A 17,447-nucleotide genomic window follows, 5' to 3' on the forward strand; every position below is an offset into this window, starting at 1 on the left:
CTGCTAGTGGGCCGGAGCGCGGTGCGCGATCGTATTCACGTCGTCGCCGGCGTTCTCAGCGATGCGCAAGGCCGCGTCCTGCTTGCGCAACGGCCTTCCGGCAAGCATGCCGCCGGGCTCTGGGAGTTTCCGGGGGGCAAGGTCGAACCCGGCGAAATCGCTCCCGTCGCATTGCGCCGCGAGCTACACGAAGAACTCGGTGTAGAGATAGGCGCGGTCGAGCCGCTGATCGGCATTCCTTGGGATTTCGGACAGAAATCCATTTTCCTCGACGTGTACCGCGTTCTCGATTTTACCGGCGTGCCGCAGGGGTGCGAAGGGCAGGCGCTGACTTGGCAACGCATCGACGAACTCACCGGCATGGCGATGCCGCCGCCAGATCTGCCTGTCGTGAATGCGTTGCGCCTGCCATCGCACTATGCGATCACGCCGGAGCCGGGTATCGACGAGGCGGATTTTCTCGCACGCATCGATCGTGCGCTTGCCGGCGGCGTGCGTCTGCTGCAATTGCGTGCCAAGACGGTTTCTCCTGAGCGTTTGCGTGCTATTGCGAATGCTGTGCGGGCACGAACTCGCGAAGCGCGCGCGGTGCTGCTGATCAATGCCGATGTGAGCATCGCAGGCGAACTCGACCTCGACTTCGACGGCATCCACCTATCTGCCGCCGCTTTGATGCGCTTGAAAGATCGACCTCTGCCGCGCGATCGCTGGGTTGCGGCCTCATGCCATGACGCGCGCGAACTGGCGCATGCCGCGGCGATCGGCGTCGACTTTGCCGTGCTCGGTCCCGTGTTACCTACGTCCAGCCACCCCGGCACGCCAGCGATCGGCTGGCAGCGATTTGCCGAGTTGTGCGCAGAGTCGCCGCTGCCGATCTATGCGCTCGGCGGCTTGACTCCTAATGACGATCAGACCGCACGATCGCACGGCGCCCAGGGCATTGCCGGGATTTCAGGATTTTTTCCGCGCTGAAAGCGTCGTGTACAAATCGTCCAGCCTCGCGACGATATGCGGCAGATCGGCGAGCGCGCCGCTGTTGTCGATCACGTCGTCGGCGAGTGCGAGCCGTTGGGTACGTGTTGCCTGCGCGGCCAGCGCGCGCAGCGCTGCATCCTCGGTCGCGCCGTCGCGCTGCATCAACCTGGCCAATTGCACCGCGCGAGGCACGTCGACCACGAGCACGCGATCGACCCAATCGTAAGCGTGCGCGGATTCGGCAAACAGCGGAATCGCGAGCAGGCAATATCGGGCGACGCAGTCGCGCGCGCGCAACTGCAATTCGCTGCGTACGCGTGGATGCAGGATCGCTTCGAGCCGGCGCCGCGCGCCGTCGTCGCCGAAGATGCGCTCACGCATGCGGCGCCGATCGAGTTCGCCTTTTTCGGTGAGCATCTCGGCGCCGAACGATTCAACGATTTCGGTAAGCGCAGCTTGTCCTGGTGCAACGAGTTCACGCGAGATCGTGTCGGCATCGAATACGGGAATTCCGCGCTCGATGAAGGCGTTCGTCACCGTCGTCTTGCCCGCGGCAATACCGCCGGTGACGACGACCGCGAATGTGGCGGGTAAACCGGATGCGGAAGGGCTCACTTCACGCAAGTGCGAACAGATACCGATACAGCGCGAGTATCTCCGCGCCAAACAGGAATTGCACCCAGCCCGCCGCCGCCAGGAACGGGCCGAAAGGAATCGGCGTAGCGCGGTCGCGCCCCTGCACGGCGAGCAAGGTGCTGCCGACCACCGCGCCGATCAGTGATGACAGGAGCACGATCGGCAACAGCGCCCACGGCCCCATCCAAGCACCAAGCGCGCCGAGCAATTTGAAATCGCCATAGCCCATGCCTTCCTTGCCGGTCAGCAGTTTGAATGCCCAATACACCGACCACAGCGAGAGGTAACCGATCGTCGCACCGAGTATCGCATCCGGCGCATCGACGAACAGCGGAGCGAGTGCGATAAGCAAGCCGAGCCAGAGCAGTGGCAGAGTGATCTGATCAGGTAGAAGCTGGGTCCGTACATCAATCCCGGCCAATGCGATCAACGACCAGGTAAACAGCAAACCCGCGGCCGCCTGCCAGCTTACGCCGAACTTCCACACGATCAGCAGCGAACAGATGCCGGTCAGCAGTTCGACCAGCGGATACTGCGCGGAGATCTTCGTACCGCAATGCTTGCAGCGACCGCGCAGAACCAGCCAGCTCAGAACGGGAATATTTTCCAATGCGCCGAGCGTGTGCTTGCACTGTGGGCAGTGAGAAGCTTGCCAAACCAAACCAGGGGGCGCCGGCTCTCCATCATCGTCGCCGAGTTCAAGCATCTCCCGGCTCTGCTCGCGCCATTGATGCATCATGCGCGCGGGCAGGCGTAAGATCACAACGTTGAGGAAGCTGCCGACGAGGAGGCCTAGTAGGCCTGCCACTGCTACGGCAACGCCGGGTATCGTTAGAAATTCCAGCATGCGGCGAAAGGGACCGGTTAGCCGACCACGTTGCCGAGCTGGAAGATCGGCAAATACATGGCGACGACCATGCCGCCGACGATGACGCCAATGATCACCATGATGAATGGCTCGAGCAGGCTGGACAGCGCATCGACCGCGTTGTTGACTTCCTGTTCGTAGAACTCAGCGATCTTGAACAACATTGTATCTAGGGCGCCAGCCTCTTCGCCGATGCCGATCATCTGCACAACCATATTGGGAAATAGCTCGGTTTGGCGCATCGCGAACTGAAGCTGATGGCCGACTGCCACGTCGCCGCGGATCTTCTTCACTGCTTCGTTATAGATAGGGCTGCCGGTTGCGGTCGATACTGAATCAAGCGCTTCGACCAGTGGCACGCCGGCCTTGAATGTCACGCCAAGAGTACGGGCGAAACGTGCTATCGCAGACTGAGTCAGAATTTGGCCAACCACGGGGACTTTGAGCGAGGCGCGCGCGATGAAATGGGCAAATTTCGGTGAGCGCTTGTAGAGGAACATGATGCCCGCGATCACGGCTACGATGAGCCCGATCATGATCAACCAATGATCCCGTACGAAGCGGGACAGATTGACATACATCAAGGTGAATGCAGGCAGCTTGGCGCCGAAGTTGCCAAATACTTGCTCGAATTGAGGGATGACGAAGATCAGCAGGATCAAAGTGACGATAAATGCGACAACGAGCACGGCGGCAGGATAGAAGAGGGCCTTCTTCACCTTGCCCTTGATGGTCTCGATGTTCTCCTTATAGGTCGCGACGGTGTCGAGCACGATGTCGAGCACGCCCGCGGTTTCGCCGGCTTTGACAAGATTCGTATACAACTCATCGAACTGTGTTGGGTATTTGCGCATCGATTCGGCCAACGATGCGCCGCCCTCGATATTGGTCTTTACGTCGAGCAGCATATTTTTCATGCGCGGATTGGCTTGGCCGTTGCCGATGATGTCCAGGCCCTGGACCATCGGTACGCCTGCCGACATCATCACGGCGATCTGCCGGCTGAACACTGCGATCTCGCGCGGCTTGATAGTACGCCCAGCGGCGCCGAACAGCGGTTTAGCCTTGGGTTTGATCGCTGTCGCATTGATGCCGCGGCGACGCAGCTCGGTCTTGAGGAGAGCCGCCGATTTAGCTATTTCCTCGCCTTTAAGCTTCTTGCCTCGTGCATCGGTGCCGGACCAGACGAAAGTCAAATTCTGGTTCACCTGCGCGCGCGCGCGACCGGTATCGGCGGCATTGGGCTTGCTACGGGTGGTAGTTGCAGCTGTGGCCATGGGCGGTGCTCGAGCCTGCTGGGTTGACCGCTAAGACTACATTAAGAGCGGCAAAAAAATGTGTGCAAGTATAGAAAATGTCTACTTATTCTCTCTGCCTCCTTCTTCGTGGAGGGCGAAAGTACAGGTAGTCGCCTATGAGGAGGTGTTGCGACGCTCCATCCAAAAAGGGCAGGGGGCGAACGCGATGCGCTGGGGAATCTTGATTACGAGAATTTTGCGGGATGTAGGTTCTTTCGCCGCCTTCCGAGCAGGGGGAGGGAGGATCTCAGTCCTTAGTCACACGATTAATTTCTGCCAGACTGGTCACGCGCTGCTTAACCTTGAGCAGGGCCGAGCCGCGCAAATCCCGTACTCCAGATGTTTTCGCTGCCGCAGCGATGTCGAGCATGTTGCCGCCCTTCAAAATGATTTTGGTGATCGGTTCGTTGATCGGCATCACCTGATAGATGCCGGTACGGCCTTTGTACCCCTCGTTGCACATCGAGCAGCCGATCGCGTCATAAATCTGCAGATCCTTGAGGTCTTCTTGGGTAAAACCCTCCGAAAGCAAGCTCTCCGGCGGCAGCGCCAGTGGCTTCTTGCATTCATGCAGCCTCCGGGCGAGGCGTTGCGCAACAACTAGGGTTAGCGCCGAGGTGATGTTGTACGGGGCAATGCCCATGTTCATCAGGCGGGATACCGTTTGCGGTGCATCGTTGGTATGCAGGGTCGACAGCACCATATGGCCGGTCTGCGCGGCCTTGACCGCGATCTCGGCGGTTTCTAGGTCACGAATCTCACCCACCATGATCACGTCCGGATCCTGGCGTAGGAAGGCGCGAAGTGCGACCGCAAAGGTCATGCCGCGCTTCACATTCTGCTGCACTTGATTGACGCCCTGCAGCCGTATTTCGATGGGATCTTCCACCGTCGAGATGTTTCGCCCCTCGACATTGAGAATGTTGAGCGCGGTGTACAGGGATACCGTCTTGCCCGAACCGGTCGGACCCGTAACGACAACCATGCCGTAGGGTTTCTGAATCGCGTTGACGAAAAGCTCTTTCTGGTCGTCGTCGTAGCCGAGCTTGTCGATGCCGAGCCTGGCCACTGACGCGTCAAGAATACGCAGCACGAGCTTCTCACCGAACAAGGTAGGACAGCTCGACACTCGGAAATCGACGGCCTTGGTCTTGGACAAGTTGAGTTTGATGCGCCCGTCCTGTGGGATGCGGCGCTCAGAGATGTCCAGACCGGACATGACTTTCAGACGCGAAGCGATGCGTGCCGCCATCTTCGACGGAGGGGCGGTTACCGCACGTAGTATGCCGTCCATGCGGAAGCGCACGCGGTAGTGATTTTCGAACGGCTCGAAGTGAATGTCCGAGGCGCCGCGTTTTATCGCATCGACCAACACCTTGTTGACGAATTTAACCACGGGCGTGTCATTGCCCTTGGCGTCATGGCCGGAGTCGCTGTCTTCCTCGAAATCGCCGACGACGAGTTTTTCCAGGCCACCGGCAACGTCGTCGAGCGCGTCGAAGCTCGACGTGCCCATGCTGTAAGCCTGGTCGATAAGCCGCGAAAGCGCCTCAGTATCGATAAGGACCGGTTCGACTGAGGTCTTGGCGTGGAACTTGACGTCATCGAGCGCACGCGCGTTGGTCGGGTCTGCGGTGGCGACGTAGACGCGTGGGCCGCGCCGAAAAAGTGGTAATACCTGATGCTTATTGGCGAGATCCTCGCTGATCAAGTTCTGCGGGATCTGAGCTAAGTCGATCGACTCAGCGTCGAGAAGCGGCACCCCGAACTCCTCGGAATTAGCCAAGGCGAGTCGGGCACTGCTGACCAGATTGCGCTCCAGCAATAGGCTTGTGACCGGTATCTTCTGCTTCAGTGAGGCATCGTTAACACGCCGGGCGTCGTTTTCGGACAGAAGGCCTTGCATGACCAGACGCTTGACCACGCCGCTCAGCCCCGTCAACGTCGGGGTAGCAGCGGTATCAGGCGCGTTCATTGTGGTCGTCATATCAGCCTCGGGAGACGTTCATAAAGTATAGCGCTTTTGCCGCTCAATCCTAGTCGACGCCAGGGGCGGATGGAGGTGCAGTCCGCACAAGAGCGGATGACGCCGAGGAATGTAGCGAAACGCTTCGCAATTCCAGGCTTCGTGCTGCAGTTTTCCGCTAATATCGACACGACAAGCGTGTTCATTTGGAGATCGGTTGCTACTCGCGAGCGGCAACTGGTCCGATTCAATTTCGGGGGCGCATCTTGCTCAGCATCATCTTGCCGGCGAAGAATGAGTCTGCTGCTTTGCGCGAACTGCTCCCGCTGTTGCGTGCGGCGCACTCTGAAGCCGAAATCATCGTTGTCAACGATGGCTCGATAGACGAAACGGTCGAGGTGTGCGCAAGGAACCGCGTTAAGGTTCTTACGCAACCGTACTCCATGGGCAATGGCGCGGCGATCAAACGCGGCACTCGCGAGGCCTTGGGGGATGTGTTGGTTTTTATGGATGCCGACGGTCAACACGAGCCCGCGCACGTGGCGCTGCTACTGGCCAAACTCGACGAAGGATACGACATGGTCGTCGGCGCGCGTAGCTGGTCCGGACAGGCAGGCGTCGGTCGAGGTGTTGCCAACACGGTCTACAACTGGCTGGCCAGCCAAATGACCGGCTTCAAGATAGCCGATCTCACCTCGGGATTTCGCGCCGTTCGTGCCGGCAAGTTTCGTGAGTTCCTACATTTGTTGCCTAACGGATTCTCGTATCCCACCACAAGCACGATGGCGTTCTTTCGCAGTGCCTACGCGGTGGCCTATGTTCCGATCAAGGCGGCGCGGCGTGTCGGAAAGAGTCACATACGCCCGTTGCGCGATGGCATACGTTTCCTATTGATCATCTTCAAAATCGCGACACTTTACTCACCGCTCAAGTTATTTGCGCCGGCCAGTATTGCCTTTTTTCTGCTTGGTTTCGGTCATTACATGTATACATTTTTCACGGCGCATCGGCTTACGAACATGAGTGTGTTGTTGTTTTCTGCTGCGGTCATCGTGTTCCTGATTGGTCTTATTTCTGAGCAGATCACCGCCTTGACATATCGGCGCGGTAGCTAGATGGCGCAGATTTCGCACAAGGTTTTCGTCGTAGGCACGCGTGCGCAATTGATCAAAATGGCCCCAGTAATTGTGGTCTGCGAGCGCCGCGGATTGCCGATTACTTTGCTGATGACTGGTCAACACCAGGAAACCATGCAGGACATTGTCGACGAATTTGGCCTGCGGTCGCCGCAAGTGCCGGTCATGTCCATTTCGGAACGATCCACCGTAGGCTCGCTTCTTCGTTGGTTTCCAACTGCCCTTTCGGCCATGACTGCGCGAGTGAGGGCGCTGGTGGAGAAGCATGGGTCGATCGATGTGCTGGTCCATGGCGATACGCTTTCGACGCTTGTGGGCGCCTGGGCCGGACGACGCGGCGGTGCGCGCGTTGTGCATTTGGAGAGTGGCCTCACGTCCGGCCGTTGGCATGATCCGTTTCCGGAAGAAGTCTGCCGCCGCATCGTATTTCGCTTAACCGACGTAGCGATGTGCCCCAATTCTTTAGCCACCGATCACATGCGGCATTTCAGCAAAGTACGGGTAATTGATACAGGCGGCAATACAATCATCGATGCTGTGCTGCTGTCGGGAGCCTCTCCAGCATATCGAGATCCGACGAAACCCTACCTCGTAGTTTCCCTCCATCGTTTCCAGAACTTGTTTCGCACATCGCGTTTGCAGGCGTTAATTGATCTGGTTGAGCGATTGGCGCAGCACTATCCCATACATTTCGTGTTGCATCCCGCTACACGCAAACGGTTGGAGGCGGTGGGTTTGGATGCCCCGCTCAAAGCAGCGCCGAAAGTACATTTGTCACCGCGTCTTGGTTATGGCGCTTTCCTGCGCTTGGCTGCAGGTGCGGAATGTGTGCTCACAGATGGAGGCTCTAACCAGGAAGAACTGGCTGTGCTGGGTGTCCCGACGTTGATAATGCGTGAGCGCACGGAGCGCCCTGACGGCTTATTGGAAAATGCCGTTATGGAAGCTGACGTGCCGAACGGGATCTTTGAGTTTCTTGTGGGGCGAGGCTTTGAAGCTTTACGCCGTGCCGCCAAACTACCGGTGGATCTTGGGCCATCGGTACGCATTGCAGATGCACTGATTACATCAAGTTGATGTGAATGCCTGCCCAGATAAATGCCGACGACTATTTTGAGGTGTGTGATCCAGAGCGCCTCGTGCCGACGCCATTAGTGAGCGTACTCATGGTTGTGTACAACCATGGTCCGTATTTGGCAGAGGCGATTGAAAGTGTGATGTCGCAAAAGTGTGATTTCGACTACGAACTGGTAATCGGCGAAGATGTGTCTTCCGACAATAGCCGGGAAATAGTGCTTGGTTTTCAGCGTCGTTATCCGGATCGTATCCGTGTAGTTTGCTCGCGACGCAATGTCGGAGCCGCAGCCAATCACTATCGTGTTTATGTATTGTCGCGAGGCGAATTCGTCGCGCATTGTGAAGGCGACGACTATTGGTGCAATCCTTGCCGACTGTCCGGGCAGGTGGCTCTTCTGCGTGCCGATGCGGGAGCTGCTGTTGTCCACGGAGACTGGGTGCGTGCCAAGCCAGACGCGACGGGTTGGGACGTCCAGTGGAATCGTCCGGCACATAGACATGTGCCGAGAAGATTTCTCGAGGGTGACCTTTTTCCTTTTTTCTATTTTCCGAAAATACTTCGCAATTGCACGGTTGTGCAGCGGCGCAGCGCTCTCGAAGAATTTCACCACAGTTCGCTGGCGATGAAGCGATATCGTTTCGGCGACACCGTAGCGGCAGCCTATTTCACTTCGCGCTGGCGCGTCGCTTACTGGCCTGCGGTTGCTGCTGTATACCGAGAAAGCGCAGGTTCGGCTCTGCGCTCGGGGCGGTCATCTTTTGCTCTGTTCTTGCGGTCTGCGTTGGAGTTCGATACTGACGCGCGCGCTTTCTTCCGCTCGCGCCAAGATTATCCGTTGTCTTATCGCTGGGAGTGCGCACTGGGGCTGCTTGCCTGCACCCTGCGATTGCGCGACTGGCGCGGTGCGCGCGATGCACTAGTCGATTTGGCGCGGCACTACGGTCCGATTTCGTTCGTTGGCGCGATGATCGGTGCCCTGCGCTTGCGCTGGCCGGTGCATCGCTCGCCTCGTTCGTTGGCGGCGAAGGGGGATTGACAATGGCTTGGCTGCGCCTCCCATTTGGTGCTTTGGGGCGCGGTACCCTTGTCGTGACAGTCGGACTCTGGTCGAGAGCTCTGCTGCAAGGGTTGTATTTGGTGCTCGCCTCGCGTTGGCTTGAGGCGTCCGGCTACGGACTTTTTAGTGGGTCCGCTTCGGCTATTGTGCTCTTCGCGCCGCTTGCGAACTTGGGTATGGGATTCGTTTTCACGGACTATGCGGCGCGTAGAAATATATCTCTATCTGTGCTGTGGTCGCAGGTCTTACGGTTGAGCTGGCTATCCACCATTTTGATTGCTCTAGTGGTGGTGATTTTGGCAGTGCTCGTCCTTCCGGTGCGTCTCGGTCCAGTTGCGATGGCGCTGATAGCGGTTTCCGAACTGATCGCTGTTCCCCTCATTGCAGTGGCTAGCGCAGCCTTGATAACTAAAGGCCGGGCAGGTTCAGCAGCGACGGCTGTGGGTCTGGTTCCTGCTGTCCGCTGTGCCGGGATTCTTGCTCTGATGGTCGCGGATGCTGCGGCCAGTGTGCAGCTCCTCGTTGCGGTTCATTGTTTAGGCAGCGCTTGTGTGGCTGTTTGGGCGCTTCGCCTCACGCGCGGCACGCTAGCGGAGAATGATCCTTCGCCTTCCGGCAAGCTTCCTTCGGACGGACGGATGCTGAAAGACGGCTTCTACTACGCCTTAGGCAACACGGTAGGCATCTCCTATTCCGAGGTCGACAAAGTATTCATGCTTCAGGCCCTTGGCGCTGAGACTACGGGTAACTACACGGTCGCATTCCGAGTTGTAGCGGTACTCGCGTTGCCGATAAGTGCGTTGCTAAGCAGTGCCACGCCGCGGCTTTTCGCGGAACATCACACAGGAGCAGGGCGAAGAGTGCTCAAAGCAGTCGTCGCATCGGGTCTATGTTACGCCCTTGTCGCGGGTGCTATGGTATTGCTGTTGGCGCCGATGATGCCCCTCGTTTTCGGCGTGAGCTACATCACATCATCTCATTTGGCTTCCCTTTTGTCGGCTTGGTTGCCCTTGTCTGTCTTACATGTCTGCGGCTCAATTGCCTTGGTCACCTCGGGGCGAAAAGCCTTGCGCCTAACAGTCGAGAGTGTAGGCATGGCGCTGATTATTGTTTTGAACGTGCTATTGCTGCCCTGCCTTGGGGCGGAGGGCGCGATCACAGCTCTCCTATCCGGCGAATGTCTTATGAGTGCCGGGTGTTGGTTTGCTTACTTTGCTTGCCGGAACGATCAGGCGGAGCAAACCAAATAGATGCTCGCGCACAATTGTGGATATTGCTGACCTAGGGAGTAGCAACCTTCCACATAGGCATCGCTGATGATGCCCTGCCCGAGAGCCGCGTCGAACTGAGAATTGGACAGTGGTTTGAATAACACGCCTCCGCGCGCGTCGACATGCAAGCCGGCGCGACGAGCGTCGGCTTCCAGCTTATCAAAACTGTAAGTGCAGCGATGGCCGTGTGCGCGTTCGGCGTCAGTGACAGCTTGGTTGGATTCGATAAGCCCCATCTTGACGGCAATCTGGCGTGAAGCTGCATCGGCATTCGGCACGGCTACGAAAAGCTTCCCGGTGGGACTCAACCAAGCGCGTATCCGTGTAAGCGCATCTATTGGATCGTCCAAATGCTCAAGTGTGTGCACGAGGAAGATCGCCTCGAAATGTGGCGGCAGATTCGCGGTTTCGATCGTGGAATGGATAAATCGGACCGTATTCGGAACACGGGTTTGAGCAACTGCGATTAGATCGGAAGCGGCTTCGACTACCGTGAGATCGTCGAAATGCTGCAGTAGTAATAAGGTCGAATCGCCTTTGAAGCAGCCGATTTCAAGTGCCTGCCCAGGCAGAAAATGCGGTTTCAGCGCGCGCATGAGATAACGCCGAATGACCCAGTCGAAATCGTAGGCGTATTTGTTTCCAGCGGTATCGTTGGTTTCGGCGTTATAGTCCCGCGACGTAGTCTTTGTCATTGAATCGCTCTCGACAGATTGAGTTGCATGACTACCTGCTCGCCGTCATCGAGGCAAGTGCGGAAGCCGCATTTTTCATAGAGCCGCCGCGCGGCTGAATTGGTTGCGCCGACCCGCAGGCGAACCAGCGTAAGGCCCGCAGTATCGGCGCGCGCGACCGCTTGTGTTAGCAGTGTGGAAGCAATGCCGCAACCGAGAAAGCCTTTGTCAACGCTTACGTTGCTAATGAATGCGGTGCCGTCTTCGTCATCGAAGTAAGCTGCGACCATCCCGACTAAGGCGCCATCCGCCCAAGCCTCGAAACGGCGCGCCCGCTGGTGGAGGCGGTGGGCATATGCGGGCAGGTCGACGCGACTTGACAGCGGTGGCGCGAAGCGCGCGTCGCACCGCGTTAAATGAGCGAGAACGTCCGACTCGCGTGCGCGGTCCTCCTCAAAAGCCAAGCCAGTTACAGTCATTCCAAGACTGCCAGGCCGAAGCCATTTCGGCCGAAGGCGTTGCCGTTGTAGAGCAGGTGCGCGCGTCCGTCGCATTCGAACAGATGTGGGTAACACATCATCTCCGAGTCCCAGCCTTCGGCCGATACATCGATGCCCAAGGCCGCATCGTCACGTACCCAATGCGACAGATCGTTCGACCAAGCGTAGCCAAGTCGATAGCTCCGCGCGCTGTTGCTGCGGAAGTCGAATGATTGCCGGTAGCAGAAGACCATATGCCAGCGCTCACCGATGCACAGAACGCTCGGCAGCGCTTGGCACTCGTCAGGACCGAGACGATCAGCAACGATCTGCCTCGCCTCCTCCCTCTGCCAATACAAGCCGTCAGTTGAGATGGCGTGGCCAATTTTGTACGTGCGATCGGGTGCCGTGCTTGGAGCGAAGCGTTTCCACCCTGTGCCGAAAATGTACCACATGTGAAAACGACCCTCGTGCACACGCACGAAGGCGTCGCCTACGAGGCACGGCTCATGCAATGACGTGGATAGTACCGGGCCGTTCCCGCAGCGTTCAAAGGTCGCGCCATCGTCGCGACTCTCGGCCAAGCCGATCCCTGTTTCAACCGATACTGAGACGCGCCGACTCCAGCCGGTGGTATAGGCGAGGATTCGGCCTGCGTGCCGCAGTGGACTGAGAGGGAAGATGCCGTGCTCGTCAAAGCAGCCCAGCTCGCCCCTTGGCATTGCAACCTCTGGCGCGACCCGCATCACGCGGCTGAACGATTTGTCAAAGTCTGCCCATGCGACGTGGCTGATGTACATGCCATCGGGCTCGCGTTCGCGCGAAGAGAAGTAGACGCGCACGTAGTCGCTGCACACGAGTGCCTGTGGCGATTGCGCGAAGCCGGAACAGCGCCCCGGTAGTACGTACCGAGCCGGATCGAAGATCCTGCCGAGTTTCTTCCAGTTCAAGCAATACTCTCGCGGTACGCAGCGGGTGAATCAATCCAATGCCCCATCGAGACGAGCCAGTCCGAAGCCCCAGCGGCCGACTTGGTTGCCCAAATAGAACATATAGACGCAGCCATCCAGCTCGAACACATGTGGATAGCTTACCGTTTCCGAATCCCAGCCGCCGGCGGAGAGGTCGAGCCCAGCGCGCTCGTCCTCGCGTGTCCAGTGCAGCAGGTCTTTCGAGTATGCATAGCCAATGCGATAACCGCGAGTCTGGTTGCGATAATCTGTGCCGTGGCGATAGCAAAAAAACATATGGAAGTAGTCGCTGCCGCGGAACACATCCGGGCTGGCCTGCGCCTCATCGTCGCCGATCCGAGTTGCGATCAGGTCTCGTCCAGCTTTGGCCCAAGTGATGCCGTCAGCAGATGTCGCAGAGCGAATGCGATAGATGGGTTCGGGGCGGCCGCCGTCGAGGATCCACTTTCGCCCTGCTATATAAAACAAATGCCACCCCTTCTCCCAGCGACGAATCTTGGGGCCGCTAAGCACGAATGGTTCGTCTAGAGAGTAACTTAGCACGGGGCCAGGGCCCGCCTTCGCGAAGCTGCGGCCTCCGTCATCGCTGTAGGCCAAGCCAATTGCCGTGTTGAAAGGGACTGACTGACAGCGTGTCCATCCCGCATAGTAGGCAATGATCCGCCTCCCATCGCATGCGACCGATACCGGGTAGGTGCCGAATTCGTCGAAGGTTCCGGTGTCTCCCAACGGCAGGATCGGTTGCTCGGCGACGCCTATGATGCGCGTCAAGTCGCGGCGGTCGAGGTCCACCCATGCGGAGCGGCTCGCGTATTGGCCGTTCGCATCAGCAAGAGGGCGGCACGAGAAGTACACGCGTACGCGATCCTCAAGCACCAACGTCGCGGGAGCCTGCGCGAATTCCTTCAGCCAAGGCCGGTCGGCGATGTCTTGCGGGTTGAATATGCGGCCAAGCTTATGCCATCGATACATGCTTCGTTTCGTTACCGTTCTGGGTCAAATCAGATCATAGTTGTGGAGCAGATCGAGTGTGATCGACTCTATGGAATTGAACATCATCACGTCCAAGATCGACAGCCAAGGTACAAATGGCTCACCGAGCTGAGGGTACTCGATTGGACGCGGCCGCAGAAAGCGGAGGTCAATGCCGCGCGCGGCGAAAGCTTCTCGTGAGTACAGCTCGGTACCGCCGATGGCATTGATATACGTGTGCGCGCCGAGTTGGCCACAGATCGCTAGTACCCGGTCCTGCCCCGCCAGGTCGTGATCGATTGGAAGCGTTGACGAAACCACCAACGGAGTGCCGATGCCGAGCCATGTGCAAACTTCCATCAACGAGGCATGGATGAACCTGAACAAGTTGCTCTCATGACGCTCGACGATCCGGCGTAATAGTGGCATGACCTCTTCGAAATAAGGCGCCTGCCGGTAGGCCTCGGTGAGCCGATTCAAAAGCTTCGTGCGATCAAATTCTGGCGCGAGGCAACGTTCACCCACATCAAGCGCGTCTGAATCTTTCTTCAAAGGCAGTGAGAACATCTCGCTGCTGGCGTCGAGCAGGAAGCGGTTGCGGTTGATCCAGCCCTTCTTGGTGTACTTGATGTTGTCGTAGACCACAAACCGGTCAACCGCTCCGATCAATTGGAAGTAGCCGACGTAAGGTAGGAAGTACGGCTGCATGATCGCGATCTTCATCGTTACGCCTGTTGTATACGAGGCGTATTCAAGTGCGAGCGAGCACATGGCAAACCGACGCGATCGTGTCGATGGCATCCTCGGCGACGGTAGTGCCATTAGGCAATACGATCACCCGAGAGGCCACGTCGATAGTTTGCGGCAACATGAGGCGCGCATGCGGGAACAGATTGCGGTAGGGCTGCATGCCGTGACATCCCGGCCAGAAATATTTGCGTGCCAGAATATTCTCAGCATGGAGCGCCGCCACAATGGCATCGCGCGATATCGGAAAGGTCTCGTCCGCCTCGATTACGACATAGTGATGGCTGTTGCGCTCGGTGGAGGCGTAATCGAGTACGTCGATGCCGGGAATCCCGGCCAATGCATGCTTGTACGCCGCATGATTGCGCGAATTGATGGCGACGATCTCGTCGAATCTGTCGAGATTTGCCAGGCCCATTGCCGCGCAAACTTCGATCATCTTTCCGTTGGTCCCGGGATGGACGACGTTGTCGTAATCTTTGAAGCCGAAATTGCGCATCAAGCGCATGGTTTCCGCCAACCTGTCGTTGTTGGTGACCACCGCTCCGCCTTCCATCGTGTTGAATGCTTTGGTGGCATGAAAGCTGAGTACTTCGCATTCCCCGAAGCAACCTATCATTTTCCCCTTGTGAGTACTGCCGAACGCGTGAGCTGCATCGAACATCAATTTCAAATTGTGCTCGTTGGCGACGTCTTGTAATTGGCTGATCGGCGCGGCGCGTCCCCAAAGATGTACACCTATGATGCCTGTTGTACGAGGTGTGATCATGCGCCGGACTGCATCCGGGTCGAGATTGTGCGTATGTGGATCGATGTCCGCGAATACTGGCGTTATACCTTGCCAATAGAGGGCGTGAGCAGTGGCGACGAATGTCCATGAGGGCACGATCACCTCGCCTTCGAGACCGAGCGCGCGTATGGCGATCTCCAGGGCGATGGTGCCATTGCACATGGCGACGCAGTGCTTGACGCCCAGATATTCTGCGACACGCGCCTCGAATTCCTGCACCATTGGTCCGTTGTTGGTCAACCAATGGTTATCGAGGACTCGATTGACGTGGTGTAGAAAAAGTTCGCGATTTCCGATACTAGGTCGGCCTACATGCAACGGTTCGTCAAACGCTGGCGGCGCGCCGTTAATGGCGAGATCGGCTACGTTGCGGATGAATTTCATGCCGTTCTTTTATGCGAAGGAGGGGCGATTGTTACGTAGTCGATGAGGGAAGGCGAACGATCCGGAAGTGGCCGAGCCAACCATTGTGAGATTTGCGACTCCGGCGAATTGAACGGGGTTATTTTGATCGTGTGGGATTGACCTGTCTTTCGATCCGAGCAATTTCCTGATCATAGACTCCCGCTTTGTTCAGCTCTTTGGCGGCAGCAAGGTGTTCCCGAGCTGCGGCGAGGTCGTTCACGGCCAATGCGATCTTGGCTAGATTGATCTGAAAGTATGGGTTCCGTGGTTCTGCTGCTGCGGCCGCCATTGTCATATTGATAGCGCTTTGGTAGTCGCGCGGAATATTGAAGAGATACGAGCCGTAGTTATTCAACATCATCGCGCGCACCGTGGCGCGCCATTGAGAGTTTTCCAGTGCCGCTGTCATCAGCGCGGACATGTCGCTGGGCGTCAATGAAAGAGTCGTCTGCGACGCGGCTATGAGCATGTCGAGGAACGCATTGGCTTGCTCGCTGGACTGTGCGGAACGGAGCCTCCTTGCCAGGTCCTCAAGTTCTGTAGGAGGAACAGTTCCGTACTCGGAGCGTATCTGCACCCGCGCAACGGCTGGAAACAGCTCATATGGTCCAATTTCAGCAGCGCGGTCGAAGTAGGGCAACGCTTTTTCCTTAGCTTCTTTCAACGCATTGTTTCGATCGCCGTCAATGACGATTTGTCGACCGGCTTCATACTGAGCGCGCGACGACATTGGGTGGTGAGTTGCGTCTGCCATGGCCAGCGCAAACGGACTTCGCCAATCATGGGCGCGGACTGCGGTTGCGAAGGCCAGAAGGCCTACTACCGCGACCATGGTGCCTGTTATTCCGTAGCGGGGGAATTGAATGTTGGGCGCCATCTGTGCCAGTGCGCATACGGTACCCAGCAGCAGTCCGGTCATCGGTAAGTAATTGCGATGTTCGAAGACGAGTTCCAGGCCGAAGATGCTCGATTCGATCGAATGTCCTACCAGAAACCAGGTGACGGCAAAAGCAAAGCCTGGGCAGCGGCGCCGAAGCAGCCATGCGGAAATGGATAGAGTTATCCAGAATGTGATGCTCGCGGCTGTTGAGATCGGATTCAACAGTCCTTGCGAAACGGCGATGTCGTCGTGATGAAAGCCCATCAGGCTGGGTAGTGGGACAAAGAACCAGAGCAGGTAGTCGCAGAGCACACGCGCTTCGGAGAGCACTCGCGTATATAGCGTAAAGCCATTGCGTGAATAGCCGAGCATGTCGGGATGCGCGCATAGGTAAAGGCAGAACAGAAAAATCGGAACCGCGATAGCGGCCCAGAAGATTGCTTTCAAAATCCGGCGTTCGCGAAGTGAAGCCTCAAAGCGAAAGCACAGTATCTCGACTATCCACGCATAGCCCACGATCAGCGCGCCATTTTCCTTGCAAGCTGTTGCGATCAAGCCGAAAACACACAATCCAGTCAGCGCCTCGAACAATCCGCCGCTTCTGCGCAGCATTCGTGTGCGCCCTTCAACATAGCAGAACAGACCTATCAGGATGAACATCGAACTGAGTTCATTCATCCGCTGCACGACGTACAACACGCCGCTGACATTGAGGGGATGCAATAGCCATAAGGCGGTACTGAACAAGGCGAGCGTGTCAGGACGAAAGCGCGGCTCAGTGCGATCCGGATATGTCAGTCTATCGGCGATGCGACGGCTGAGGGCAAAAACGAGCAGGCCGTTGACGAGATGAATGACGAGATTGGCTAGCTTGAAGGAAAGCGGGTTCATGCCGAAGGCAATGGCGTTCAAGGCGAATGACAACATGCTCAGGGGACGGCGCTGGCCACCGTCGCTGATCAAGGCGATGGCCAGCCAATCCGGCTTGCCATGCGCGGCGTTCTGCAATGCCGCATTGTTCACGATGTTGGAGAAGTCGTCGAAAAGAAAGCCGCCTGCTATGCCGGGAAGATAAGCGACTACGCACAAAGCGATCAGGGCGAGCAAGCGCCAGTTTCTTGCCGGGTGGGGGATGGGATTGATCGGGTCGCTCGCCATCGTGATTATTCTCGGCAAATTTCTGAAATGAAGTTATTTATTGTAAGACATAAAAAAACGCCGCCCGAAGGCGGCGTTTTGTTTGA

16 protein-coding genes are annotated in these 17,447 nt (G+C 57.5%); 5 read left to right on the forward strand and 11 right to left on the reverse strand.

Translation table 11 applies throughout. The annotated features are described in order from the left end of the window. The first annotated feature begins 21 nt into the window (after positions 1 to 21). On the forward strand, positions 22 to 972 hold the full coding sequence (locus FFS30_RS13995; protein WP_137913791.1) for a Nudix family hydrolase: 951 nt from the start codon (positions 22 to 24) through the stop codon (positions 970 to 972). Here FFS30_RS13995 and coaE read toward each other — a convergent pair. From coaE to pilB, 4 genes are all read right to left on the reverse strand, one after another. Then, positions 952 to 1,590 (reverse strand): dephospho-CoA kinase, encoded by a 639-nt coding sequence (gene coaE, locus FFS30_RS14000; protein ID WP_137913792.1) that lies wholly within the window; start codon positions 1,588 to 1,590, stop codon positions 952 to 954. The genes FFS30_RS13995 and coaE overlap by 21 nt on opposite strands. A 1-nt stretch (position 1,591) precedes the next feature. Then, a complete protein-coding gene (locus FFS30_RS14005) occupies positions 1,592 to 2,458 on the reverse strand; it encodes an A24 family peptidase (protein ID WP_137913793.1) in 867 nt (288 codons plus the stop codon). 17 nt (positions 2,459 to 2,475) lie between these two features. Continuing rightward, positions 2,476 to 3,756, reverse strand: coding sequence for a type II secretion system F family protein (locus tag FFS30_RS14010; RefSeq protein ID WP_137913794.1), 1,281 nt, complete (start codon positions 3,754 to 3,756; stop codon positions 2,476 to 2,478). Positions 3,757 to 4,024: 268 nt separating this feature from the next. Beyond that, the gene (pilB, locus tag FFS30_RS14015) at positions 4,025 to 5,752 is read right to left on the reverse strand and encodes a type IV-A pilus assembly ATPase PilB (RefSeq protein ID WP_137914053.1); all 1,728 of its coding nucleotides are present in this window, start codon (positions 5,750 to 5,752) and stop codon (positions 4,025 to 4,027) included. 257 nt (positions 5,753 to 6,009) lie between these two features. Here pilB and FFS30_RS14020 point away from each other — a divergent pair, with 257 nt between their 5' ends. The 4 genes from FFS30_RS14020 to FFS30_RS14035 are packed head-to-tail and all read left to right on the forward strand — an operon-like array spanning position 6,010 to position 10,264. Then, entirely contained in the window at positions 6,010 to 6,858 is an 849-nt protein-coding gene (locus FFS30_RS14020; protein ID WP_137913795.1) for a glycosyltransferase family 2 protein, read from the forward strand. Next, positions 6,859 to 7,956, forward strand: coding sequence for a UDP-N-acetylglucosamine 2-epimerase (locus FFS30_RS14025; protein WP_137913796.1), 1,098 nt, complete (start codon positions 6,859 to 6,861; stop codon positions 7,954 to 7,956). It abuts the gene before it with no gap. Between the two features lie 5 nt (positions 7,957 to 7,961). Beyond that, the gene (locus tag FFS30_RS14030) at positions 7,962 to 8,993 is read left to right on the forward strand and encodes a glycosyltransferase (protein ID WP_137913797.1); all 1,032 of its coding nucleotides are present in this window, start codon (positions 7,962 to 7,964) and stop codon (positions 8,991 to 8,993) included. Positions 8,994 to 8,995: 2 nt separating this feature from the next. Next, positions 8,996 to 10,264: a lipopolysaccharide biosynthesis protein gene (locus FFS30_RS14035; RefSeq protein WP_137913798.1), complete on the forward strand. Its 1,269-nt coding sequence runs from the start codon at positions 8,996 to 8,998 to the stop codon at positions 10,262 to 10,264. Here FFS30_RS14035 and FFS30_RS14040 read toward each other — a convergent pair. The 7 genes from FFS30_RS14040 to FFS30_RS14070 all read right to left on the reverse strand — a co-directional run bounded on the left by FFS30_RS14040 (position 10,243) and on the right by FFS30_RS14070 (position 17,361). Next, positions 10,243 to 10,980 (reverse strand): class I SAM-dependent methyltransferase, encoded by a 738-nt coding sequence (locus FFS30_RS14040; RefSeq protein ID WP_137913799.1) that lies wholly within the window; start codon positions 10,978 to 10,980, stop codon positions 10,243 to 10,245. The genes FFS30_RS14035 and FFS30_RS14040 overlap by 22 nt on opposite strands. Then, the gene (locus FFS30_RS14045; RefSeq protein WP_171014617.1) at positions 10,977 to 11,438 is read right to left on the reverse strand and encodes a GNAT family N-acetyltransferase; all 462 of its coding nucleotides are present in this window, start codon (positions 11,436 to 11,438) and stop codon (positions 10,977 to 10,979) included. The genes FFS30_RS14040 and FFS30_RS14045 overlap by 4 nt, the downstream gene beginning before the upstream one ends. After that, positions 11,435 to 12,388, reverse strand: a complete 954-nt coding sequence (locus FFS30_RS14050; RefSeq protein WP_137913801.1) for a hypothetical protein — start codon at positions 12,386 to 12,388, stop codon at positions 11,435 to 11,437. The genes FFS30_RS14045 and FFS30_RS14050 overlap by 4 nt, the downstream gene beginning before the upstream one ends. A gap of 30 nt (positions 12,389 to 12,418) precedes the next feature. Beyond that, positions 12,419 to 13,381: a glycosylase gene (locus FFS30_RS14055; RefSeq protein ID WP_137913802.1), complete on the reverse strand. Its 963-nt coding sequence runs from the start codon at positions 13,379 to 13,381 to the stop codon at positions 12,419 to 12,421. A 24-nt stretch (positions 13,382 to 13,405) separates the two neighbouring features. Next, entirely contained in the window at positions 13,406 to 14,104 is a 699-nt protein-coding gene (locus FFS30_RS14060; RefSeq protein ID WP_137913803.1) for a WbqC family protein, read from the reverse strand. Between the two features lie 28 nt (positions 14,105 to 14,132). Then, positions 14,133 to 15,302 (reverse strand): DegT/DnrJ/EryC1/StrS family aminotransferase, encoded by a 1,170-nt coding sequence (locus tag FFS30_RS14065; protein WP_137913804.1) that lies wholly within the window; start codon positions 15,300 to 15,302, stop codon positions 14,133 to 14,135. Between the two features lie 118 nt (positions 15,303 to 15,420). Further along, positions 15,421 to 17,361: a hypothetical protein gene (locus FFS30_RS14070; RefSeq protein WP_137913805.1), complete on the reverse strand. Its 1,941-nt coding sequence runs from the start codon at positions 17,359 to 17,361 to the stop codon at positions 15,421 to 15,423. Positions 17,362 to 17,447: the final 86 nt, after the last annotated feature.

The sequence above is a fragment of the Rudaea sp. 3F27F6 genome (assembly GCF_005503555.1).
Lineage (GTDB): Bacteria > Pseudomonadota > Gammaproteobacteria > Xanthomonadales > Rhodanobacteraceae > Rudaea.

Excerpts from the sequence above, each read along its gene's own strand:
- FFS30_RS14005 (WP_137913793.1), bottom strand. The coding sequence starts at position 2,458 with ATGCTGGAATTTCTAACGATACCCGGCGTTGCCGTAGCAGTGGCAGGC.
- FFS30_RS14010 (WP_137913794.1), bottom strand. The coding sequence starts at position 3,756 with ATGGCCACAGCTGCAACTACCACCCGTAGCAAGCCCAATGCCGCCGAT.
- pilB (WP_137914053.1), bottom strand. The coding sequence starts at position 5,752 with ATGAACGCGCCTGATACCGCTGCTACCCCGACGTTGACGGGGCTGAGC.
- FFS30_RS14025 (WP_137913796.1), top strand. The coding sequence starts at position 6,859 with ATGGCGCAGATTTCGCACAAGGTTTTCGTCGTAGGCACGCGTGCGCAA.
- FFS30_RS14030 (WP_137913797.1), top strand. The coding sequence starts at position 7,962 with ATGCCTGCCCAGATAAATGCCGACGACTATTTTGAGGTGTGTGATCCA.
- FFS30_RS14035 (WP_137913798.1), top strand. The coding sequence starts at position 8,996 with ATGGCTTGGCTGCGCCTCCCATTTGGTGCTTTGGGGCGCGGTACCCTT.
- FFS30_RS14040 (WP_137913799.1), bottom strand. The coding sequence starts at position 10,980 with ATGACAAAGACTACGTCGCGGGACTATAACGCCGAAACCAACGATACC.
- FFS30_RS14045 (WP_171014617.1), bottom strand. The coding sequence starts at position 11,438 with ATGACTGTAACTGGCTTGGCTTTTGAGGAGGACCGCGCACGCGAGTCG.
- FFS30_RS14055 (WP_137913802.1), bottom strand. The coding sequence starts at position 13,381 with ATGTATCGATGGCATAAGCTTGGCCGCATATTCAACCCGCAAGACATC.
- FFS30_RS14060 (WP_137913803.1), bottom strand. The coding sequence starts at position 14,104 with ATGAAGATCGCGATCATGCAGCCGTACTTCCTACCTTACGTCGGCTAC.
- FFS30_RS14065 (WP_137913804.1), bottom strand. The coding sequence starts at position 15,302 with ATGAAATTCATCCGCAACGTAGCCGATCTCGCCATTAACGGCGCGCCG.
- FFS30_RS14070 (WP_137913805.1), bottom strand. The coding sequence starts at position 17,361 with ATGGCGAGCGACCCGATCAATCCCATCCCCCACCCGGCAAGAAACTGG.